Below are 22,693 nucleotides of genomic sequence, written 5' to 3'. Positions count from 1 at the left end.
GCGGCATCCATGGGTTCCCGCATCCCGCACCGCCCGGCTTGGCGGCGGCATCGCCAATAAGGACACAGCATGGTCGTTCGCGCAGGGCGTGAGTTTCTCGCCATCCCCGGCCCCACCACGATGCCCGACGAGGTGCTGCGCGCGATGCACCGCCCGGCACTGGACATCTATTCCGACACCATGGTGCAGATGACGCACAGCATCCTGCGGGATCTCGGCACGCTGTTCTCCACCACCGGCCACACCTACATCTATATCGCCAACGGGCATGGCGCCTGGGAAGCGACCCTCACCAATGTGTTGTCGCGCGGCGACAAGATCCTGGTGCTGGAGAGCGGGCGCTTTGCGATCGGCTGGGGCGAGGCAGCACGCGCCATGGGCGTCGATGTCGAGCGTCTGAAGGGCGACTGGCGCCGCGCGATCCGCCCCGAAGAAGTCGAGGCCCGGCTGCGCGCGGATATCAAACACGAGATCAAGGCCGTGCTCGCGGTGCAGGTCGACACCGCGTCCGGCGCCTATAATGACATCGAGGCGATCGGCCGCGCGATCAAGGCCGCCGGCCATCCCGCACTGTTCATGGTCGATGCGGTGGCCTCACTGGCCTGCATGCCGTTCGAGATGGATAAATGGGGCATCGACGTCGCGATGACCGGCTCGCAGAAAGGCCTGATGGCGCCTCCCGGCCTTGGCTTCGTCGCCGCCAATGACCGCGCCCGCGAGATCCACAAGACCGCCAATCTGCGCACGCCCTATTGGGGCTGGACCGAGCGCGAGGGGCCGGAGCATTACAACAAATATTCCGGCACCGCGCCGGTGCATCTGCTGTTCGCGCAGCGCCAGGCGTTCGACATGCTGTTCGACGAGAAGCTCGACAACGTGTTTCGCCGCCACCAGCTGCTCGCCGAAGCGGTGCGGCGCGCCGTCGCGGTCTGGGCGGAGGGCCAGGTGCTGAACTTCAACATCATCGAGCCCGCCGAGCGCTCCAACACCGTGACGACGGTGACCATGCAAAATCCAGCGCCGCTGCTGGACTATTGCAAGAACATGTGTGGCGTGATCCTCGGCCTCGGCATCGGCGACCTCTCCGGCAAGGCGTTCCGCATCGCCCATATGGGCCACGTCAACGCGCCGATGATCCTGGGAACGCTGGGCGTGATAGAAATGGGATTGCAGGCACTCGGCATTCCGCACGGCAAGGGCGGCACCGAAGCCGCGATCAACTATCTCGGCGAGAGCGTGACGGCATAAGCGGGCCCTGCACACCGCGCGCTGCCCTTTCCTCGCCAACCCTTGCGGCGAGAGATCAGGCGGCACCCCGCCTTGTCTCTGGCATGATGGTCCAGATCATCAGCAGGCCGAGCGCGGCGACGCCGGCGAGGCCGACGAATGCGACCGGCGCGCCGAAACGATCGGCGACAAAGCCGGCGACCACGGTGCTGAGCGCGGCGCCGATGCCGGTGGCGGTGCCGACAATGCCCTGCGCCAGGCTGAACCGGCCACTGCCAAAGGCGACGTCGGCGACGATCAGCGGAATCATCACGCTGAATACCGCGGCGGTGACGCCATCGAACAGCTGTACCGCGACCAGCGCGTAGGGGTCTGTGACCGTCGCGAACAGCAGCCCGCGGATGGTCAAGGCGGCGAAGCCGAGCAGCAACAGCGGCCGACGACCGAATTGCTGCGCCTTGCGGCCGACGGTCGGCGACGTCAGCGCGACGATCGCCTGCGGCACAACGATGCAGAACGCGATCAGCACCGGCGCCCAGTCGGCCGAGCGCGTGGTGACCACCCCGGCCATCAGCGGCAGCATCGCGGCATTGGCGAGCTGCAGCAGCAGAACGGCACCTGCAAAGATCAGCAGCGGCTTCTGCCGGATCAGATCGCGAAACCGGATCGTCTTGAGATCGGCCGAGCCACGGTCAATGATCGCGCCATGCGCCTGCGCCGCGTCGATCTCGCGGGCGCGGATTCGCGACAGCGCATACAATGTCGGCAGCACCAGCAGAAACGTCACCACGAACACCGAGCGGCTCGACAGATAGTAACCGCACGTTCCCATCACGGCAGCGGCGACGCCATTGCCGAGCGAGGCAAAGCGCGCATTGCGCCCGAGCCGCTCGCCAATTTTGAGCGGGCCAACGAGGCCGAGGCTGATCGCCGCGATGGCCGGCCCCAGCACGCAACTGGACATCGCATGCAGCGTCGCCGCGGCGACGACAATCGGGAACACGGGAAAGGCCGCGTAGCCCAGGGCGCAGCAGCCAATGGCGACAATGGCGGCGCCGGCGATCAGCCTGGTCGAACGCACCGCGTCGACGATGGCACCGCCGGGCATCTGGCCGATCAGCGCGATGACGCCGCCAATCGACAGCACAAAGCCGATCTCCACCTGGGTCCACTTCTGCGTGGTGAGATAGACCGCGATGAACGGGCCGAATCCGGTCTGCACATCGGCGAGAAAGAAAATGAACCAATCGAGCCCGCGCAGGCTTTCGCGCGACGGCGGCGGCGCGCGGCGCGGCTCATGATGGTCATGCTCCGGCGCGATGCCGGGCGCACATGCCAGATTTGGCACGACCGCTTCGCCATCCGTACGCTTCCGGTCGGGCGCCTCGACGGTAGCCACCTATCGCTCCTGCATGGTCCGCGGCGGAAAGCGCAGCGGATGCAGCGCGCCGGAAGCGCCCAGCACCACGATCGGCGCATCGTCTTTGTATTCCGGCGCGGCGCGGACCTGTTCGCGGGTCAGCTCGAGCGTAATACTCGCGGCCTTGTCGGCGACGTTCCAGAAATGCAGCGCCGCCCATTCCACCACGATCTTGCGGCTGCCAACGCCGAGGAAACCGCCAAAATCGATCACCGCGGCCCGCGCCTGCCCTGAACGGTCGACAATGACGTCGGCGATGCGACCCATATTCTCGCTGGCGGGGCTGCGAACGTCGCGGCCAAGAATGCCATGCGCATCGACGGCGTCGATCACCGTGACCGAGGGCGGCGCGGCCACGGCTGGCGGTGGCGTCGGGGCCGGCACGACCGCGTCGGCCTTGGCGTCGGGCTTCGATTCAGGCTTGGTATCGATATTGGGTGGCATATCGGGCTTCGGCGGTGTTGCCGCCGATGGCGGCGCAACCGGCGAAGCTGCCGGCGCTGACTGGCTCGGCGCATTTTCGTCGGCAGACCACGATGGCGAGGCCGAAACCACGGCGCAAGCAAGCGCCAGAGTCAACGTCAGTCGGGTAGCATCCATGCAGCCTCTTTCAGATATGTTGGGCACGCATTCGTGCCGCGATCACGCCATGTGATGGCCCGACAGGACGATCAATGCGTCAGGACGGTGGACACCTGGATGCGACCACGGGTCCGCAGCACTTCCAGAGAAACGTCATCATTGTGCTTGCAAAGCCGCAGATCGACGCTGGACTCGCCGAGCCGCAGATCGCGCAGAATTACTTCGTGCAAGAAGCCCGGTAGCCGCGGGTTGCGGAACCGGATCTCGCCGCGAACCGCGTCGAATTCGATGCCAAGCGCGGCCTCCAGCAGCGTGAACGGCGTCGCGCTGGCCCAGGCCTGCGGCGCGCAGGCTACCGGATACAGTGTCGGGCCACGCCGCTTCTCGCGCTGAAAGCCGCAGAACAGTTCCGGCAGCCGCCGCAGATCCATATAGGCGGCGGTGTCGAACAGTCCCTTGAACAACGCCTCGACGGAATGTTTGAGGCCGTAGCGCGCCAGCCCCAGCGCGATCAGCGCATTGTCATGCGGCCAGATCGAGCCATCATGATAGGACATCGGATTATAGCGGGCCTCACCGCGCGCGATGGTCCGGATGCCCCAGCCGGTGAAGAAATGCGGGCGCATCAGGTCGGCCGCCACCAGCCGCGCGCGGTCCTCGCGGACGATCCCGGTGAACAGCAATTGCCCGGCATTGGAGCTGCGCACCGCGCACGGGAGCTTGTCGCCATCAAGTGCCAGCGCGTAAGTGCCGAGCTCCTCGCACCAGAATGCGTCCTCGAACCGTTCCGACAGCCGCTGCGCTTGGGTCACGAGAGCATGTGCCCGATCGGTGAGGTTCATACGCAGGGCTAATCGCGAGGCCAGCAGCTTGGCGGCATAGACATAGCCCTGCACCTCGGCGAGCGCGATGTTGCCCTCGGCAAGCTGGCCATCGGCGTGGAACACCGCATCATACGAATCCTTCCAGCCCTGGTTCTGCAGGCCCTGATCGGTCGCGCGCTGATATTCGACAAAGCCGTCTTGATCGGGATCGCCGGGGCCATCGATCCACGCCAGGCCCGCCTCGATCGCCGGCCACAATTCGCGTAGCGTCTCGTCGTCGCCGGTACGCTCGACATAGAGACCGGCCAGCATCACAAACAGCGGCGTCGCATCAACGCTGCCGTAATATTGCGCGAACGGCACTTCGCGGAGCGCCGCCATTTCGCCACCGCGCATCTCATGCAGAATCTTACCGGGCTCGGCGTCATTGAGCGGGTCGACGGCCTTGGCCTGGAACGCGGCCAGCCGCTTCAGCACGCCGCGGGCGACGCGCGGGTCGATCCACAACATCTGCAACGCGGTAATCAGGCCGTCGCGTCCGAAAGTGGTCGAATACCAGGGGATGCCGGCATAGGGATAGCGGCCTTGCGGCGTCTCCGTCATCAGCATGTTGAGGTCGGCCATCGACTGGCACAGCACCTCGTTGAAGATGTCGTTGGAGGTCTCGATCGACGTAGCGCCCTTGCTGAGACGACGCAACTCGCGGCGATGCGCCAGCAGGCCACGGAAGAACGGCACCGGACGGTGGTCGGGGCTCTGGTTGCAGGTGGCGATCACGAACAGTGACGCACTCTGTTGCGGAGCCAGCTCGAAATGGTAGGTCGCGGTATTCGCCGCCAGCCGCGTCGGCCGCGGATCGAAATGCACCATGGTGTTGCGCGGCGTGTCGTCGAGACCGGTATATTCCAGTGCGACATCACTGGGGCCGAGCAGCCGGCTGGTGGCGACGCCGCGACGCGCACGCTGCGATCCGCGCACCTCGAACAGATCGGCGAAATCATTGTCGAACGCCAGGGTGAGGTCGAAGCTGGCCGCATGTTCGCCGTGGTTCTGCAGGCCGATGCGCTGATAGGCCGCGCCGCGCCACAGGAAGAAGGTGCGGACGATATGCAGCAGATCCTTCTGCAGCACCAGCCGGCCATTGCGATAGATATCGGGATTGGTGAGATCGACCGTGAGTGCCGAATTATCGTCGCGCAGATTGGAGCCGAGCAGCAGCGGCTGCAACCCGTCCAGCGACAGTTCCAGACGCGCCAGATAGCGCGTATCGGTGTTAAACAAGCCGTCCGGGCCGCCGGCAGAGGCGCCGATGTCGCCGTGGCTATCGAGCACCACGAACGTGTCATCATGCTTGAGCGCGCGACGCGGCCGCGCCGCGGGGCCGGTCATCGGAATGTAGAATGGCGACTCCACGATCGGTTCGACATCGTGAATCGGCATCAGCTTGGCTGCGGCTTCGATCGGCATGAGATACCTCGGCCGTTTGATGTGAATGACGAGACGCCGCGGGACGACTCACGCGGGAGTTTACCCCGTCAGGCGGCATGTTGCGCGAGACGGCTCATTTCCTGAGTCACGAGTTCGCGATACGGCCCCGTGCCCTGCATCAGACTGTCCGGCTTGCCGTCCTCGATGATCTTGCCTCCCTGCAGCATCACGACGCGGTCGAAATTACGCAGCGTGGCCAGTCGGTGCGCGATCGCAATCACGGTACGGCCACGCATCAGGCGCTGCAGAGCTTCGCGAATCGCTTCCTCGGATTCGCTATCCAGCGCCGCAGTAGCCTCATCCAGTAGCAAGATCGGCGCATCCTTGAGAAATGCCCGCGCGATCGCAATACGCTGACGCTGTCCTCCCGACAGTTTCACGCCACGGTCGCCGACCTGGGTATGCAGACCTTCCGGCAACGTCTCGACGAAATCGCAACGCGCCGAGATCGCGGCGCGCAGCACTTCTTCATCCGTCGCAGAGGGGCGGCCGTAGCGGATGTTTTCCATGATCGAGCGATGAAACAGCGAGATGTCCTGCGGCACAACCGAGATCGCCTGCCGCAGGCTGTGCTGCGTGACCCGCGAAATATCCTGACCATCGATGGAGATGCTGCCGCTTTGCACATCGTAGAAGCGCTGCAGCAGCACGAACAGGCTGGACTTGCCGCCGCCCGACTGCCCGACAAGCCCGACGCGCTGGCCGGCATGCAGCCGCAGGCTGAACTTGTCGAACACCGGCAGGCCGCCCGGATATTTGAAGGAAATATTCTCGAACGCGATCGCTGCGCCGGATTTGACCAGCGCCTCGGCTTCCGGATGATCGCTAAGCTCATGCGGCACCAGCAATGTGGCCAGCGCCTCTGACAGCCGTGCAACATGTTGCGTGACATCGACCAGCGCCACCGCGAGATCGCGAGTCGCATGTAGGATTGACAGGCCGAGCGTGCAGACCAGAACCACATCGCCAGTCGAGGCGCCGCCGCGTTGCCACAGCAGGATCGCCCAGGCCAACAGCGCAATGGTCAGGACCACCGTGATCGCGGCATGGGTCAGCCGCAGCTTTTCCAGATAACGCAGGCTGCGGCCACGGGCATTCAGCTCGCGACCGACGGTCGCATCGAAACGATCATGTTCGAAACTCAGGCCGCAGAACGCACGCACCAGCGGCATGTTGTTGATGACATCGACCATCTCGCCATCGACCGCGGCGGCCTTGTCGGCAAAATCATCATGCAGCGCCTTTCCGGCGGCCGCCATTTTGAACATCATTACCACGACTCCGCCGGCAACCACCGCCAGACCGGCTGCCATCGGCAGGCTGACGGTGCCGATCAGCGCGATCGCTGCGACGGTGGCGATGCAGGGCGGCAGCACGTTCCAGACAAACATGTTCTCGACGGTGAACACCGCATTGGATGTCGCCGTGATGCGACTGGTCAGCATGCCTGGGAGCTTTTCGGTAAAATAACTCGGCGCATGGCCCGTCAGATACCGGAAGATATCCCGACGCAGATCTCCAGTGACGCCGACGAACGTAAAACTCGCGGTCCAGCTAGCCACCCGCCATAAAAACATATCGGCGGAAATCAGCGTAACCAGAAAAACAAATGCCAGCCAGACGCCATTGGTTTTGCTGTTCGGTCCAGCCGACAGGCCGTCTACAAGGTACTTGATTCCGTATTGCGTGCCTACCGAGCAGGCGACGGCTGCGAGCACAGCGAGCAAAATGATGAGATGCGACGCGGAACGGCGCCGGATGTAGCGCATCACAAAAGCGAACGGCCGTTGTGTGTAGCCGGAAAGATCGTCCATTGGATGATCAACGTTCATTGCACAGGCAGAATCTCGCGGCATCGCAGGACTTTCGATAGTTCCAGACAGCGTCATTACGAAGTTCCCACGTTCTCGTCATCACTGCGCAACAATTCGGCAGCATTTGCAATGCACTAGAGTTGATGGAGTGTGATGGCATCAGCAAGACCACAGTGTGGACGAAGTGCGCATGTCAGATAGGAACTTCGCACATGCGAGAACGTTCCTTTTCCGGCATGCCGGTGCCAACACCATCGTGAATCAGGGTTCATCGCGTTGAACACAGGAGAAGTTTAGATGCGCATCGCGCAGGTTGCTCCCCTAACGGAAGCGGTTCCCCCGAAACTCTATGGCGGCACTGAACGGGTCGTGCACTGGTTGACCGAGGAGCTGGTGGCTCTCGGCAATGATGTCACTTTATTTGCCAGCGGAGATTCCGTGACGTCAGGAAAGCTCGACGCCGGCTGGCCGAAGGCGCTGCGGCTCGATGGCTCGGTACGCGATCCCAACGCGCTCCACATGGAGATGCTGGAACGTGTGCGACAGAAATGCGACGAAGAGCAATTTGATTTCCTACATTTCCATCTCGACTACTATCCGTTTTCGCTGTTTGCGCGGCAACCGACGCCGTTCCTCACCACGTTGCATGGCCGCCTCGACCTACCCGAACACCAGCCGGTGTTCACGACTTTCTCCAAATCACCGGTCGTGTCGATCTCGAATGCGCAACGACGTCCGGTTCCGCAAGCCAACTTCGTGCGCACGGTGTATCACGGCCTGCCCGAGAATCTGCTGACCCCGCAGCCGATCACGCCGAGCTACCTGGCGGTGCTCGGCCGCATCGCGCCGGAAAAGGGCGTCGACCGCGCTATCAAGATTGCCATCCGCTGCGGCATGCCGCTGAAGATCGCCGCTAAAATCGACCGCGCCGACCAGGAATACTATGACGAGGTCGTCAAGCCGCTGATGAACCATCCGCTGATCGAATATATCGGCGAGATCGGCGACCATGAGAAGTCGCAGTTCCTGTCCGGCGCGCACGGACTGCTGCTGCCGATCGATTGGCCGGAGCCGTTCGGGCTGGTGATGATCGAATCGATGGCCTGTGGCACGCCGGTAATCGCCTATAATCGCGGTTCGGTGCCGGAGATCATCGACGAGGGCCTCACCGGCTTCATCGTCGAGGACGAGACCAGCGCCGCCGCCGCGGTCGGACGCCTTGAGGGAATGGATCGCGGGGCCATCCGCAAGCACTTCGAGAAGCGCTTCACAGCGCGTCGCATGGCGATGGACTACATGGCAGTGTATCGCGAGCTCAGCGAAAAGGGCGAGCCCAAAATCCGGCTGATGCAGAGCGCGGAGTAGCGCACGCAGCGGCCGCACGGTTCCCTTCCCTTGGCGGGGGAGGGAACAATGAACATTGGCGCTCCGACTTGGCGCTTGCGGCCCAATCTAGCCCATCGTCCAGCCTGTACAGCCCGCCCGACATTTGCGAGAAACAGATATTACTCACGCAATCGCGGGCTGTCATGACTGCTGTCTCCCGTTTCGAACTGATCCTGCTGCTAATGGCGGTGATCGTGGTGCTCGATTTGATCGCGCGGCGACTGGCGCTCCCGCGAGCCGCGGCGCTAATCCTCGGCGGCATCGGCTTTGCTCTGATCCCCGGCACGCCCGATATCGAGATCGACCCCGACCTGGTGCTGGTGCTGTTCCTGCCGCCGCTGCTGATGTCCAGCGCGTGGTTCACCTCCTGGCGGGATTTTCGCGCCGACATCCGGATCATCCTGCAACTCGCGGTGGGCGCGGTGTTCTTCACCACGCTGGTGGTCGGCGTCGTTACCCATATGCTGATGCCGTCGCTGCCATGGGCGGCATGCTTCGCGCTCGGTGCGATCGTGTCGCCGCCGGATGCGGTGGCCGCCAAGGCGGTGCTGTCCAAGCTGCCACTGCCGCCACGCGTCATCGTGCTGCTGGAGGGCGAGAGCCTGGTCAACGACGCCTCCGGCCTGGTGCTGTTCCGCTTCGCGGTCGCCGCCGCCCTCACCGGCAGCTTCAGCATCGGTGAGGCCTCGCTGAACTTCGCCTGGCTGGCGATCGGCGGCATCGCCGCCGGCGTGGCCTTTGCGGCGTTCACCATCGTCGTCATCAAGCGCGTGCTCGATACCGACCTGGTCATCATCTGGACTTTTCTAAACGCCTGGATTTCCTACATCGCGGCGGAAAAGCTCGGCGTCTCCGGCGTGCTGTCGACGGTGGCCTGCGGCATGATCCTGGGCTGGAAGCAGCACGAGATCATCAATGCCGCGACCCGCACCCGCGCGATCGCGGTGTGGGGCGTGGTGGTGTTCGCGCTGGAATCACTGGTGTTTATCCTGATCGGGCTGTCGCTGAGGGGCATCCTGAGCCGGCTCGGCGGCGCCGACGCGCTGCTGGCGCTACTCCCGGCAACCGCCGCGATCGTCGCCGCGGTGATCGTATCGCGCTTCGTATGGATCTTTCCGGGCACCTATCTACCGCGACTGCTGGCGCCGAAGCTGCGTGCGCGGGACCCCTACCCGCCGCTCGCGGTGCCCTTCATCATGAGCTGGGCCGGGCTGCGCGGCGTGGTCAGCCTGGCCATCGCGCTCTCCTTGCCGGAAGGATTTCCCGGCCGTGATTTCATCCTCGCGGTCACCTTCGCGGTGATCCTGGTGACCGTGCTGGTGCAGGGCACCACGCTGGCGCCGCTGGTACGGCTGCTGATGAAGGGCGATTTCACCGCGGTCCGGCATTCGCCGCTGACCGAAGCGCAGGCCCGCGCGCGCGTCGCCACCGCGCAATTTGCCGCGCTCGAAAAGCAGTCGCTGATGCCCGACGGCACCCACCGCCATCCGCGACTGGTGGAACAATACGGATATCGCGTCAACGCCGCCAAGCGCTTCTCGGAAGAATTCGAAACGCTGGCGCCGCACCGCGTCGATCACTACAGCGCGGTGCTGGTGGCCAACGCCGCCGGCCGCGCCGAATTATTGCGGCTGCACCGATCCGGTGAGATTCACGACAGCGTGCTGCACGCCATCGAGGAAGGGCTCGATCTAGAAGAGGTCAATGTGCGGCGTTACGTATAGACATCCGCCGATCAGCCGTCATTGCGAGGAACGACGCGGCGATCCAGAGACTCGCACAAGACGGACTGGACGGCTTCGTCGCAAGGGCTTCTCGCAATGACGGCGGAGAGTGGCTTCTCAATCGCCTTCGCAGCGTCTAACCTGTCTCCTGAAGCGCTCGCTCGAAGCGCGGCTCACGGGAGAGAATTATGCGACTGCAAGGATTATCCGCCATCGTCACCGGTGGCGCCTCGGGATTCGGCGCTGAGATCGCACGTGCCTATGTGCGCGAAGGCGCGCGGGTCATCATTCTCGATCTCAACGCCGACGGTGCGAAGAAGGTTGCGGACGGGATCGGCGCTGGCGCCATCGCGCTGGGCGGCGACGTCACCAGCAAGGCCGATGTCGATGCCGCCGTGAAACTCGCGGTCGACAGCTTCGGCAAGCTCGATGTCGTCGTCAACAATGCCGGATGGACCTACCGCAACAAGCCGCTGCTCGAGGTCACCGAGGCGGAGTTCGACAAGACCTTCGCCATCAACGTCAAATCGATCTTCCTGATGACCAATGCCTGCGTGCCGGTGATGCGCCAGCAGAAGAGCGGCCGCATCATCAATATCGGCTCCACCGCCGGGCTGCGGCCGCGGCCGGGGCTGACCTGGTACAATGCGACCAAGGGCGCGGTGAACCTGATGTCGAAATCGATGGCCGTGGAACTGGCGCCGGACGGCATCCGCGTCAACTGCATCGCGCCGGTCATGGGCGAGACCGGCCTGCTGGAATCCTTCATGGGCGTGCCCGACACGCCGGAAAACCGCGCCAAATTCATTGCCACGATTCCGCTCGGCCGGATGTCGCGTCCCTCCGACATCGCCAATGCCTGCGTGTATCTCGCCGGCGAGGAATCCGAATTCCTGACCGGCGTGATCCTGCCGGTCGATGGCGGCCGCACGATCTAACGCTGCAAAGTTCGTAAACCATCGAATCCGGTCAGATTCGATTCACCACTTCGATTAAGCAATTCAGCGGCCGTTCATGCGATGGTCGCGTCATGATCGAGGGACAAACCTCGGCAGGGAAGGCGTCAGGGCCAGATCGCAGAGCGGTCTGGCCCTCCTCTTTGGAGACATCATGACCAGCAAGACACGATCCGCGCCACGCAAAAAGAAAACCGCCGCCGAGCCCGCGCGCACCACTTCCACAATTGCCGTTGCTGCGCGAAACCTGCTCAACATGGCCGTGGTCATGGCATCCAGCGGCACGGTGTTACTGACGCTGATGGTCGTCAAGGAATTCTGACTTTCACTCCGCCTTCATCCCATCGAGCAGCGTCGGGATCAGTTCCGAAACCGTCGGATGGATCGGCACCGCCCATTGCAGCTGCGTGTAGTCGGCACCGACATTCATGATATCGAGAATGCCGTGGATCGCCTCGTCGCCCGAGGTGCCCAGGATCGCTGCACCTAGAATCTTCTTCGTCTCGGCATCGACCACTATTTGCATCATGCCAAGGGTCTCGCCTTTTTCCACCGCGCGGCCAACCCGATTCATCGGGCGCGTACCGATCAGCAATTTCTTTCCCGTGGCTCGCGCCTGCGCCAGCGTCATACCGACGCGGCCGAGCGGTGGGTCGATGTACAGCGCGTAGCCTGGTATGCGGTCGCTGACGCGTCGGCTGGCGCCGTCGAGCAGATTGGCGGCGACGATCTCGAAGTCATTATAGGCGGTGTGCGTGAAGGCGCCGCGGCCGTTGCAATCGCCAATCGCGAAAATGCCGGGCACATTGGTCGCGAGGCCGTCATCGACCTTGATGTAGCCCTTGGCGTCCATGCCGACGCCGGCCTTGTCCAGCCCGAGATCGTCGGTGTTGGGACGGCGGCCGACCGCCAGCAGCACGTCGCTGGCGATGATCTCCGGATCTCCATCGGTGCAATCGACGCCGACACCGATTCCGTCGGGGTGTGCCCTGAAGCTGATACATTCCGCGCTGCTGCGAACCTGAATGCCCTCGGCCTCGAGGATGTCGCGGATGGCCTGCGAAATCTCCTCGTCCTCGCGCGCTACCAGTCGCGTGCCTTTTTCCACCACCGTGACCTCGGCACCAAAGCGGCGATACATCTGCGCGAATTCGAGCCCGATATAGCTGCCGCCGATCACCACCAGATGGCGCGGCACGCGGTCGAGCCGCAGGATGCTGGAATTGGTGAGATAATCGATGTCGTGAATGCCGGGCATCTCCGGCACCATCGCGCGGCCGCCGACATTGAGGAATATTTTTGGCGCGGTCAGGAGTTCGTCGCCGACGCGAATCGTGTCGGCGGATTCGAAGCGGGCATGACCGTTGATCACGGTGCAATTCTCCATGCCGCCGAGCTAGGTCTCGACGCCGGCGCGGGAGTCGAGCGTCACTTTATCGGCACGGGCTTTGACAAGCTTCATGTCGATCCGCACCGGAGAATCCAGCATCACGCCGAAATCGGCGGCGCGGCGCGCGAGATGCGCGGCATAGGCGCTGGCGACCAGCGTCTTGGTCGGCTTGCAGCCGGTGTTGACGCAGGTGCCACCGAACAGATGGCGCTCGATGAGCGCCACCGACATGCCGGCGGCGGTGAGCCGACCGGCCAGTGGCGGGCCGGCCTGCCCGGCCCCGACGATGATGGCGTCGAAGCCGCGGGTCATTTCAGCGCAAGCACGACAAGGACGGCGCCGATAATGGCGATGGCGTCCTCGATGAAAGCCGCGGGTGCATCCTTGCCAAAGCTTGCTGCCAACCGGGCGCGCAGTTCCGCTCCGCCAAGTGTGCCGATCACCGCGCCGCCGAAGCCGGCCACGGCACCCAGCAGCGCGTTGGCCGGACCTGCGATGGCGATACCGGCCACGGCGCCGATCAGCACGCGGGCGCCAAATTGCGATGGCACCTTGCGGCTCGGCGTCGACGGCAGTTGGTCGGTGATGAGTTCGCCGAGCGCTAGCACGGTGAAGATGCTCACGGCCCAGATCGAACCGAGGAACGACAACCACGAGCCGTCGAGATTCAGGTAGCCGAGATAGGCGGCCCAGCTTACGGCCGCCGCCGGCGTCATGGTTCGCAGGCCGGCGACCACGCCCATCAATAGTCCGAGCAGATAGATCAATTCACCGCTCCCCATGCCTTGGCGCACCGCGCCACTGGGGTAGCAGCGTAGCGAAGACGGGGCGATCCGCCAACTGCAACGGGTTCGAGGAGTGATACAAACAGGAACAGTCCGCGATGGCGGAACAATGCGCGTTGCCGCGATCTCAATGGCCGGGGCGGCGAACGGCGCGGGACAAGACCGACGCCGTCATCGCCTCGTTCAGCCGGCGCGGTCGGCAGAAGCGCTGTGCAGCGCCTCGAACTCGGCGATCGGATGCGGCCCGCCCTCTGGTCCGGTGATCTCGACATCCCAGCAGCCGTCATCCAGCAGCTCTTTGGCTTTCTTCACGGCCGCCGCGGCATTATCGCGACGCAATGAAATAGTCCCTGACGTATCGGTTCCCTTGACGAAAAATGGCAAGTGGCGTCCTCCCTGCAAAGACCGTGCGCGACATTCTCGTCGCATCACTTTCACATCAGATCATAGGACAAAGCCCAACTCCAGCATTTGCCGGAACACGATAACGAGAATTATTGCCGCAAGCGTGCGGCGGGTGTTCGCGTCAGCATGAAGAAGCTGACAACACCGATGGTCAGGAATACCGCCATCGCGATCAGCACGGCGGGAAGACCCCAACTCGCTGCTATCGGTGCGGTAGCCGACTGCATCACGGCGACACCGAGAAAGAACGCCAGATTCACGGCCGACAGCGCCTTGCCGGTATTTTCCAGCGCTACCATTTGTCGCGTCATCGCGTAGATGAGCGGCTGCACGCAGACCAGCAGACCGATCGACACCAGCACCACGATGTCGAACGAGACCGGCATGAAGACGACTGCGAAGGCGCGGGCCAGCGGCATGCCCGGCGCGCCACAGGCGAGCAGCACAAACAGAGCGGCGGCGATCAGCTGCGTTACCAGCAGCAACATCCGGCGCTGACCGATCCTGCGGTCCACCAGCCCCATCAGCGCTGGACCGACCACCAGCGCGACGGTGAACACCGTCAACACATTGCCGGCATCGAGCCGCGACAGGCCTTTGACATCCATCAGCCACGGTCCGACCCACAGGCCACGCAGTACCAGCAGCACCGCCAGCGAGACGAAGGCAAGAATGACAATGCCACGCAGCGCCGGAGCGGCACCCAGCCGCAGCACCGTCCTCATCTCCGCCCGCAGCGCCGGGCTCTTCTTGACCTGCTGCGGCCGGTCGCCCGGCACGATCAGTATCACCAGGCCAGCCACCGCCAGCGCGGCGAAGCCTGCGAGCCAGAAGCCGGTACGCCATCCCCATTGCTCGACCACGAAGGCCAATGGACTCGCCGACAGCAGCATGCCGGCATTGCCGAGCGACAGGATCAGCCCCGACCACACCCCGAACTGTGACGACGACAAGCGTTTGGCGGCCAGGGCCATCGGGCACATCAGCATGCCCGAGGTCGCCAGGCCGAGCAGCAATTGCGCTGCCAGAAAACTGGCAGGCCCGCGCGACAGCGCGGCCAGCGCGGCGCCGGCGAAGGTACCGACCAACAGCGTAAGCGCGACGTTGCGGATACTGTAACGATCGAGCGCCACGCCGACGGGAATCTGGCAGATCGCAAACGAGAAATGATAGGCCGCCGTCAGCGCCGCCAGTCGCTGCGCTGTCGAGCCGAGATCGGCGGCGAGCAGATCGATCGCCATCGCCGGCATGGTGCGCAGCAGGTTGGAAAGGATGTGGCCGCAGGTCAGGATCACCAGTGCCGCCATCAACGCATAGGCGACGCCTGGCGCGGTGTCAGGATTACGAGCCGCCAGTCTGATGCCAATGTTCATCCGCGTCGGGTACGACGAAACGGCGAGAGCGGCAAGGCGCTGGCCTTACGCTGCCCCGCCCCACACATGGAGGGAGCGCTACGCGCGCTCTAACCTTCTCCCCGCCACGCGCGGGGAGAGGAAAGAGCCGCTAAGCCGCCGAGGCGGTGATGCGGATCGGAATCGACTTATAGGCCGGCGTTCCGGATTTGGCATCATGCTGGTCGAGCGAAACCAGCACATTGGCTTCGGGGTAGTAGGCCGCCACCGAACCTTGCGGAATGTTGTAGGCTACCGCCGTCATCCGCAGCAACTCGCGGGGCGCCGCGCCCGGCGACGCCAGCACCAGGTCAATCAGGTCGCCATGTGCGAGGCCGCGGCTGGCAAGATCCTGCTCGTTGACGAACACCACATCGCGGCGTCCGGTGATGCCGCGATAGCGGTCATTCATGCCGTAGATCGTGGTGTTGTACTGGTCGTGGCTGCGGATCGTGGTCAGCGTCAGCGCGTCGCCGGCTTCACCGTCTTCATAGACGCCGGGGAACACCAGAAAATTCGCCTTCTTGCCCGGCGTCAGCCATTCCCGTTCGGACGCGGCATTGCGCAGCCGGAAACCACCCGGCTCCTTGATCCGGCGGTTATAATCCTTGAACGCCGGAAACACGCCCTCGATGGCGTCGCGGATCTTGCTGTAATCAGCGACCAGTTCCATCCAATTTACTTTGGTCTGTGGCAGCGTCGCCAGCGCCATTTCGCAAACGATCAGGATTTCGGATTTCAGATGTTCGGAAGCCGGCTTCAGCCCGCCGCGCGAGCCATGTACCATCGACATCGAATCTTCCACCGTGACCAGCTGCGGTCCGGTCGCCTGAACGTCGATCTCGGTGCGGCCGAGACAGGGCAGGATGATCGATTCTTTCGCGATCAGCAGGTGCGAACGGTTGAGCTTGGTGGCGATATGTACCGCCAGATCGAGGCTGCGCATCGCCGGATAGGTTTCTTCCGGATCGGACATCGCTACCGCGAGATTGCCACCGAGACAGATCAGCGCCTTGGAGCGGCCGTCGCGGATCGCGCGTACCGCGCCGACCGCGTCATGACCATGCGCGGTCGGCGGATCGAAGCCGAACACGCGCTTGATGCCGTCGAGCAGCGCCTGGTTCGGCAGCTCGGTGATGCCCACGGTGCGGTCGCCCTGCACGTTGGAATGGCCGCGCAACGGAGAGATGCCGGCGCCGGGCCGGCCGATATTGCCACGCAGCATCAGGAGATTGGCAATCTGCTGCACATTGCCGGTACCGTGGCGATGCTGGGTGATGCCCATGCCGTAATTGATGATGACGTTCTTGGCCTGCGCGTAGATCGCGCCGAGTTCCTCGAGCTTGGCGCGCGACAGGCCCGCAGATTTCTCGAGCGACTCCCACGACGTCGCCTCAAGATCGGCCAGCAGCGCCTCGAGGCCATCGGTGTGTTCGGCAATGAAGGCGCGATCCAGCACGCCTTCACCGCCGGCCTTGAGGCTGGCGGCATCGAGCGCCACCACCGCTTTCATCATGCCCTTCAGCACCGCGACATCGCCGCCGACCTTGACCTGATAGTAAGCCGACGACAGTTGCGTCGAACTGTTGGTCAGCATTTCCACCGGGCTCTGCGGCGAGGTGAAGCGCTCCAGTCCGCGCTCGCGCAGCGGATTGATCGAGACGATGGCCGCGCCGCGCTTGGCGCATTCGCGCAGCGTGTTGAGCATGCGCGGATGGTTGGTGCCGGGATTATGACCGATACAGAACAACGCATCTGCATGGTCGAAATCTTCCAGCGTCACGGTGCCCTTGCCGACACCGATCGATTGCGGCAGGCCGACGCTGGTGGCTTCGTGGCACATGTTGGAGCAGTCGGGAAAATTATTGGTGCCGTATTCGCGCACGAACAACTGATACAGAAAGGCGGCTTCGTTGGAGCAGCGGCCCGACGTGTAGAACTCCGCCATGTTGGGATCCGGCAGCGCGCGCAGCGACGTGCCGATCCGCGTCATCGCCTCTTCCCAGGAAATTGGCAGATAGCGATCGGAGGCGGCGTCATAAGCCATCGGATGCGTCAGGCGCCCCTCGTTTTCGAGATCGTGATCCTTCCACTCCCAGAGTTCGCTCACGGTGTGCGCCGCGAAGAATTCCGGCGTCGTCCGCTTGGCGGTCGCTTCCCACGATACCGCCTTGGCGCCGTTCTCACAGAACTCGAATGACGACGTATGCTTCGGATCGGGCCAGGCGCAGCCCGGGCAATCAAAGCCGTGCGGCTGGTTCATGGTGAGCAGGCCCTGGGTCTCGTTGACCACCGCCATCTGGCCACGCACCGCGTCGGCCACGGCCTTGAGCGCGCCCCAGCCGGCGGCTGCGCCCGTATAGTCTTCAACGCCCTTGACCTGCTTCTTCGCCATCGCGACCATTCCTCAACTTGCGGCCCATACGACCGTTGGTGTCACATATCACAAAGAGTGCACTGCAACAGTTATTGCGTATCACCTTTCATTGACTGCGCGGCCTTGTCGATGCGGGTTGAACCAGCCTAAGCACATCAGGCTGGTTGGGCGTCAATTCCCATCGCCCGATTGCATATGCAAATGGAGATCTGATGCATTATCCGTCGCTGTTCACGCCGCTGCAGATCGGCCCCTATCATCTCAGCCATCGCGTCGCGATGGCGCCGCTGACGCGGATGCGTGCCGATACGAGCAGCCTCGCCGCGCGCGCGCTGAATGCGGAATATTATGCGCAGCGCGCGACGCAAGGCGGCCTGATCATCGCCGAGGCCTCGCAGGTGACACCGACCGGCCGCGGCAATCCGGACACGCCGGGGATTTACTCGAGGGCGCAGGTCGCTGGCTGGAAGCAGGTCACCGACGCCGTACACGCCAAGGGCGGCATCATCTTCCTGCAGCTATGGCATGTCGGCCGGGCGTCGCATTCCTCGTATCAGCCCGATGGCGTCCTGCCGGTATCGGCGTCGGCGATCGCCATTTCCGGCAAGACCCGCACCGCCTCAGGCGACATCGCGCCCTACGAGGTGCCGCGCGCGCTGCGGACCGACGAGATCCCCGGCATTATCGAGGCCTACCGGCAGGGTGCACGCAACGCGCTGGAGGCCGGCTTCGACGGCATCGAGATCCATGGCGCCAATGGCTATCTGCTCGAGCAATTCCTGCAGTCGCGGTCCAATTTGCGCATCGACCGCTATGGCGGCAGCATCGAGAACCGCGCGCGGCTGCTGCTGGAAGTCGTCGATGCGGCGATCGAGGTATGGGGTGCCGACCGCGTCGCGGTACGGCTATCACCCTATGGCGTCGCCAATGACAGCGGCGAGGCCGACCCGATGCCGCTCTACAGCCACGTCATCGGCCAACTCGCGCCGCGGGGGCTGGCCTATCTGCATTTCGTCGAGCCGCGCAGCAGCGGCGCCGGACGTTCCGAGGTCAACCACACCGATGTGCCCGCGGCGTTCGAACTGTTCCGGCCGCTATGGCCGGGCGTGCTGATCACCGCCGGCGGCTTCGACGGCGCATCGGCGGAGGCGGCGATCGCCTCCGGCAATGTCGATGCCATCGCGTTCGGCCGAACCTTCATCGCCAATCCCGACCTGCCCGAGCGCATCAGGAAGAACGCAATGCTGACGCCCTATGACCGAGCGACATTCTATGGCGGCGACGTCGCTGGCTATACCGACTATCCGTTCCAGGAAGCAGAATAGCTAAAGCTTAAATCGTCATGGCCGGGATTGTCCCGGCCATGACGAGGTTCCGCGCCAACGTGGATGCCCGGCGCATCGCCGGGCATGACGAAGGTGTGTATTCGCTACAGCCCCGCGCCTTTCGAGATCGCGTCGGTAAACGAGCGATCGACGAGGGTTGCCGCATCCAGCTTCGTCTTGATCAACCCGGCGCGCAGATAAAGATCGATCGTCTTCTGTTCGTCGGCGATCACGCTGTCATCGATCGGCGCGATGCGGATCTTGGCGCGGGTCAACCAGTTCAGCGGCACCGAAGGCACCACGTTCATCAACTTGCCCCAGGTCTGCGCATAGCTGTCGGCATTGTTCAGCGCCCAGGCACGTGCCTGCGTCAGCCTGCGCAAGAAGTCTTCCAGCTCCGGCCGCTTGTCCTTGATCGCCGTCGGTGTCGCCACCTGCAGGCTGAGGCCGGCTGACAATCCCTCCGCCGTCAACACGCGACGCGATTCGAACAACACCTCTTCCTGGCTGACATAAGGCTCCCAGGTCGACCACGCATCCACCGAACCGCGGCTGTAGGCGACCTTGGCATCGGCAGGTGCGAGAAACACCAGCTGGATGTCGGCCGGCGTCCAACCCTTCGACTCCAGCGCCGCGAGGATCAACTGGTGGCCGATCGAGCCGCGGCCGGTGGCGATCTTCTTGCCCTTCAGCTCGTCGAAACTCTTGATAGTGGATTCCTTCGGTACCAGGATCGCGAGGCCTTCCTGGGTCTGCCGGATCGCGCCGATCGCCTTGACCGGGACGTTGGCGGCAGCGGCGAAGGTGAACGGCGCATCTCCAACCAGCCCGGTCTCGATCGCGCCGGCGCCAAGCGCTTCCAGCAAGGGCGCCGCCGCGGCAAACTCCTTCCACTCGATCTTGTAGGGCAGATCCTTGAGCACACCCGAGGCTTCCATTACCGCCCGCGAATTACCTTTCTGGTCGCCGACGATCAGGGTGGTTTCCGCACGAGCGGATGACAGCGTCGCGGCAATCAGCGCGGCAGCGAGGACAAAACGGTTCATTACGCGGCAACTCCATTGTTCTTCTGGGCAATACCGCGCTGCGCGACCAGTTCGCGGGTCCGCGGAATCAACTCGCGGCCATAGTCGATGGCATCGATCAGCGGATCGAAGCCGCGGATCAGGAAATGGCTGACGCCGAGATCGTAGTAATCCGCGAATACTTCGGCGACCTGCTCGGGGGTGCCGACCAGCGCCGTGGTGTTGCTGTTGGCGCCGGTGAGCGCCGCCATCTCGGTCCACAGCCGCTTGTCGATCCGGGTGCCCTGCTCCGCCAGCGCCAGCAGACGCTTGGCGCCAGCGGTGGCGTGACCGTCGGCCGGCTTGCGATAGCCGGTCTTGTCCTGCAGCGCGGTGGCACGCGCCAGAATGTCGTCGGCCTTGGCCCACGCCTTCTCCTCGGTGTCGGCGATGATCGGCCGCACCGACAGGCTGAAGCGCGGCGACGGCCGGCCGAGTTTCGCGGCAGCGGCGCGCACGCGCGTGGTGACGTCGCGCACCTGCGCATAGGATTCACCCCACAGCGCAAAGGTATCCGCATGCTTGCCGGCGACCTCGATCGCAGCGTCCGATGCGCCGCCGACGAAAATATGGATCGGGCTGTACGGCTTCACCTGCGCAAAACCGTTCTCGATCTGGAAATACTTGCCGTTATAGGTGAACGGTTTCTCGCTGGTCCACTCGGCCCTGAGGACGTCGAGCCACTCGTCAGTGCGGGCGTAGCGCTCATCCTTGTCGTCGAGCGTGTTGCCGTCCTGCCGCAACTCCTTGGCGTTGCCGCCGGTGATGACATGCAGCGAGACGCGGCCCTTGGAGAACTGGTCGATGGTGGCGAGCTGGCGCGCCAGCACGGTCGGCGCCGTGAAGCCCGGGCGCTGCGCGATCATCATGTTGAGGCGCTCAGTCACGCCCAGCACATGCTGCGCGACCTGCAGGCCGTCCGGCGTAGTGGAGTGAAATGCCAGCAGCGCGCGGTCGAAGCCGGCGAGCTCGTGGGCCTTGGCGACGGTCTCGATATAGGCCGGATCCAGCACCGGCCCGGAACGCACGCGGGTCTCGGAGGAATCGTTATTGCTGATGAAGCCGATGAATTCGACGGACATGGTGGATCTCCATTCTCTCGATGGTTGATTAGATGCCGAGGGCAAGGCGGCCCGCGCTGATGCGCGTGGCGTCGTCCTGCGGGGTATGAACGCGGCCGCACATCACGTCGCGAAAATGCCGCTCGAGCGGATTGGCGCGGGTCAGGCCGTGATTGCTGGTCAGCGACAGCGCCTCTTCGACCGCCGCGACCGCATTGTTGGTGACGGTGAGCTTGATGATATTGGCTTCGGACGGGGTAAGCGCGATGCCGTCGTCGATATCGCGGGCAAAACTGTCGAGCAGCCGCGCATTTACGGCCAGCCTGGCTTCGATGCCACCTACAATTTCCTGCGCACGCGATAGCGTGGCCAGTGGCGCGCCAAGGCTGGCGGGCACGCGGCTGTTGAGGAAGTCTACACCCAGTCGCGGGCGGCCCGGGCGACGCCATCATAGACCGCGCCGACCAGCACCGCCTGCACGGTCGCCTGGGCAATATCCGGCGCGCCCCATTCCGCGGGCTTGCGCAGATCGATTTCATGATCGAACGGCACCAGCACGTCGTCGAACACGACGTCGTGGCTGCCCGACGCGCGCAGCCCAAGATGGTCCCACGTCTCGACGATCGTCGTGCCGGGCAATCCGGCGGACACCAGCAACAGGCCGATGCGCAACTCCGGCTCATCCGTCTTCGCCCACACCGTGTACCATTTCAGAATCGGCGCGCCGGTCGAATAGATCTTTCGGCCGCTTAGCCGCCAGCCGGTCTCGGTCTTTCGAGCTGTCGTCGCCGGCAGACCGCCGCGCGACGGCGAGCCGAGATCCGGCTCGACCCGCAACGCGTTGATCAGCGACACGCCTTCGACGCTCTCGCGCGCCAGCTTCCGCGACAGACGGCCCGGCCAGCGCGTGCTTCGCGCCATCACCAGATGCTGGATGTAGTGCATCGACAACACCAGCGCCGTCGACGGATCGGCCTTGCCGATGATGTTGATGACGCGGGCGGCCTCACTCGCATTCGCACCAGCGCCACCCAGGGCGGCGGGCACTGTCAGAGCCAGCAATCCTGCTTCGGCAAGTTGCGCGAAATTCTCGAACGGAAAGCTGGCATCCCGATCATGTTGGGCCGCCCGCGCCGCAAATTCTGACGCGAGCAAACTTGCGCATGCAATGAAGGACGGCCCTGCATCGGCTGCCGCTGGCTTTCGCAGCGAACTGCCTTGAACATTCACCATGTCGCATCCAATCCGAGCAATCCCAAAATGTTGCGGCGGAGGTCGGCGAGATAGGGATCGCCGCGGTGCCGCGGGTACGGTCGGTCAACCGTGATGTCGGCGTTGATGCGCGCCGGGCGGTCGCTGAAGACGATGACGCGGTTGGCGAGGAATACCGCTTCCTCGACGTCATGGGTCACCAGCAACGCAGTGAAGCCGGTTCGCTGCCACAGCGACAGGATTTCGGTTTGCATCGTGATGC

General features: G+C 63.9%; 16 protein-coding genes and 3 pseudogenes. 6 read left to right on the top strand and 13 right to left on the bottom strand.

Features of this window, described 5'->3' with window-relative positions; translation table 11 throughout:
- The first annotated feature begins 69 nt into the window (after positions 1 to 69).
- Positions 70 to 1,248: an aminotransferase class V-fold PLP-dependent enzyme gene (locus tag Q0S16_RS00970; protein WP_295844022.1), complete on the top strand. Its 1,179-nt coding sequence runs from the start codon at positions 70 to 72 to the stop codon at positions 1,246 to 1,248.
- 55 nt (positions 1,249 to 1,303) lie between these two features.
- Here the strand turns inward: Q0S16_RS00970 and Q0S16_RS00965 are convergent, their stop codons facing one another.
- The 4 genes from Q0S16_RS00965 to Q0S16_RS00950 form a co-directional block, all read right to left on the bottom strand.
- Positions 1,304 to 2,548, bottom strand: a complete 1,245-nt coding sequence (locus tag Q0S16_RS00965; RefSeq protein ID WP_295844057.1) for an MFS transporter — start codon at positions 2,546 to 2,548, stop codon at positions 1,304 to 1,306.
- 78 nt (positions 2,549 to 2,626) lie between these two features.
- Positions 2,627 to 3,247 (bottom strand): PRC-barrel domain-containing protein, encoded by a 621-nt coding sequence (locus Q0S16_RS00960; RefSeq protein ID WP_295844019.1) that lies wholly within the window; start codon positions 3,245 to 3,247, stop codon positions 2,627 to 2,629.
- A 71-nt stretch (positions 3,248 to 3,318) separates the two neighbouring features.
- A complete protein-coding gene (locus tag Q0S16_RS00955; RefSeq protein ID WP_295844056.1) occupies positions 3,319 to 5,493 on the bottom strand; it encodes an amylo-alpha-1,6-glucosidase in 2,175 nt (724 codons plus the stop codon).
- 95 nt (positions 5,494 to 5,588) lie between these two features.
- Positions 5,589 to 7,355, bottom strand: a complete 1,767-nt coding sequence (locus Q0S16_RS00950; RefSeq protein ID WP_295844017.1) for an ABC transporter ATP-binding protein — start codon at positions 7,353 to 7,355, stop codon at positions 5,589 to 5,591.
- Between the two features lie 297 nt (positions 7,356 to 7,652).
- On the opposite strand from Q0S16_RS00950, the gene Q0S16_RS00945 reads away from it, so the two are divergent.
- From Q0S16_RS00945 to Q0S16_RS00930, 4 genes are all read left to right on the top strand, one after another.
- Entirely contained in the window at positions 7,653 to 8,720 is a 1,068-nt protein-coding gene (locus Q0S16_RS00945) for a glycosyltransferase family 4 protein (RefSeq protein ID WP_295844016.1), read from the top strand.
- Positions 8,721 to 8,884: 164 nt separating this feature from the next.
- The gene (locus Q0S16_RS00940; RefSeq protein WP_295844015.1) at positions 8,885 to 10,465 is read left to right on the top strand and encodes a Na+/H+ antiporter; all 1,581 of its coding nucleotides are present in this window, start codon (positions 8,885 to 8,887) and stop codon (positions 10,463 to 10,465) included.
- A gap of 188 nt (positions 10,466 to 10,653) precedes the next feature.
- On the top strand, positions 10,654 to 11,403 hold the full coding sequence (locus Q0S16_RS00935) for a glucose 1-dehydrogenase (RefSeq protein ID WP_295844013.1): 750 nt from the start codon (positions 10,654 to 10,656) through the stop codon (positions 11,401 to 11,403).
- 172 nt (positions 11,404 to 11,575) lie between these two features.
- Positions 11,576 to 11,743: a hypothetical protein gene (locus Q0S16_RS00930; protein WP_295844011.1), complete on the top strand. Its 168-nt coding sequence runs from the start codon at positions 11,576 to 11,578 to the stop codon at positions 11,741 to 11,743.
- Between the two features lie 3 nt (positions 11,744 to 11,746).
- On the opposite strand, the pseudogene Q0S16_RS00925 reads toward Q0S16_RS00930, so the two are convergent.
- The 5 genes and pseudogenes from Q0S16_RS00925 to Q0S16_RS00905 all read right to left on the bottom strand — a co-directional run bounded on the left by Q0S16_RS00925 (position 11,747) and on the right by Q0S16_RS00905 (position 17,787).
- Positions 11,747 to 13,123 (bottom strand): annotated as a pseudogene (locus Q0S16_RS00925) (FAD-containing oxidoreductase).
- Positions 13,120 to 13,578 carry a DUF4126 family protein gene (locus Q0S16_RS00920; RefSeq protein ID WP_295844009.1) on the bottom strand — a complete coding sequence of 153 codons (459 nt, stop codon included), beginning with the start codon at positions 13,576 to 13,578 and terminating at the stop codon, positions 13,120 to 13,122. The pseudogene Q0S16_RS00925 and the gene Q0S16_RS00920 overlap by 4 nt, the downstream one beginning before the upstream one ends.
- Positions 13,579 to 13,779: 201 nt before the next feature.
- Positions 13,780 to 13,908, bottom strand: coding sequence for a hypothetical protein (locus Q0S16_RS00915; RefSeq protein ID WP_295844007.1), 129 nt, complete (start codon positions 13,906 to 13,908; stop codon positions 13,780 to 13,782).
- Positions 13,909 to 14,090: 182 nt separating this feature from the next.
- On the bottom strand, positions 14,091 to 15,374 hold the full coding sequence (locus tag Q0S16_RS00910; protein WP_295844006.1) for an MFS transporter: 1,284 nt from the start codon (positions 15,372 to 15,374) through the stop codon (positions 14,091 to 14,093).
- A 130-nt stretch (positions 15,375 to 15,504) separates the two neighbouring features.
- The gene (locus Q0S16_RS00905) at positions 15,505 to 17,787 is read right to left on the bottom strand and encodes an FdhF/YdeP family oxidoreductase (protein ID WP_295844004.1); all 2,283 of its coding nucleotides are present in this window, start codon (positions 17,785 to 17,787) and stop codon (positions 15,505 to 15,507) included.
- 194 nt (positions 17,788 to 17,981) lie between these two features.
- On the opposite strand from Q0S16_RS00905, the gene Q0S16_RS00900 reads away from it, so the two are divergent.
- Positions 17,982 to 19,094, top strand: coding sequence for an alkene reductase (locus Q0S16_RS00900; RefSeq protein WP_295844002.1), 1,113 nt, complete (start codon positions 17,982 to 17,984; stop codon positions 19,092 to 19,094).
- A 104-nt stretch (positions 19,095 to 19,198) separates the two neighbouring features.
- On the opposite strand, the gene Q0S16_RS00895 is transcribed toward Q0S16_RS00900, so the two are convergent.
- From Q0S16_RS00895 to Q0S16_RS00880, 4 genes and pseudogenes are all read right to left on the bottom strand, one after another.
- A complete protein-coding gene (locus Q0S16_RS00895) occupies positions 19,199 to 20,140 on the bottom strand; it encodes an ABC transporter substrate-binding protein (RefSeq protein ID WP_295844001.1) in 942 nt (313 codons plus the stop codon).
- The gene (locus Q0S16_RS00890; protein WP_295843999.1) at positions 20,140 to 21,240 is read right to left on the bottom strand and encodes an LLM class flavin-dependent oxidoreductase; all 1,101 of its coding nucleotides are present in this window, start codon (positions 21,238 to 21,240) and stop codon (positions 20,140 to 20,142) included. The genes Q0S16_RS00895 and Q0S16_RS00890 overlap by 1 nt, the downstream gene beginning before the upstream one ends.
- Positions 21,241 to 21,268: 28 nt before the next feature.
- A pseudogene (locus Q0S16_RS00885) lies at positions 21,269 to 22,452 on the bottom strand (acyl-CoA dehydrogenase family protein).
- A pseudogene (locus tag Q0S16_RS00880) lies at positions 22,446 to 22,693 on the bottom strand (ABC transporter ATP-binding protein); the annotation flags it as partial. The pseudogenes Q0S16_RS00885 and Q0S16_RS00880, both read right to left, overlap by 7 nt.

Source organism: Tardiphaga sp. (assembly GCF_025356345.1).
Taxonomy (GTDB): domain Bacteria; phylum Pseudomonadota; class Alphaproteobacteria; order Rhizobiales; family Xanthobacteraceae; genus Tardiphaga.
This window is presented reverse-complemented; position numbering and strand designations above follow the sequence as displayed.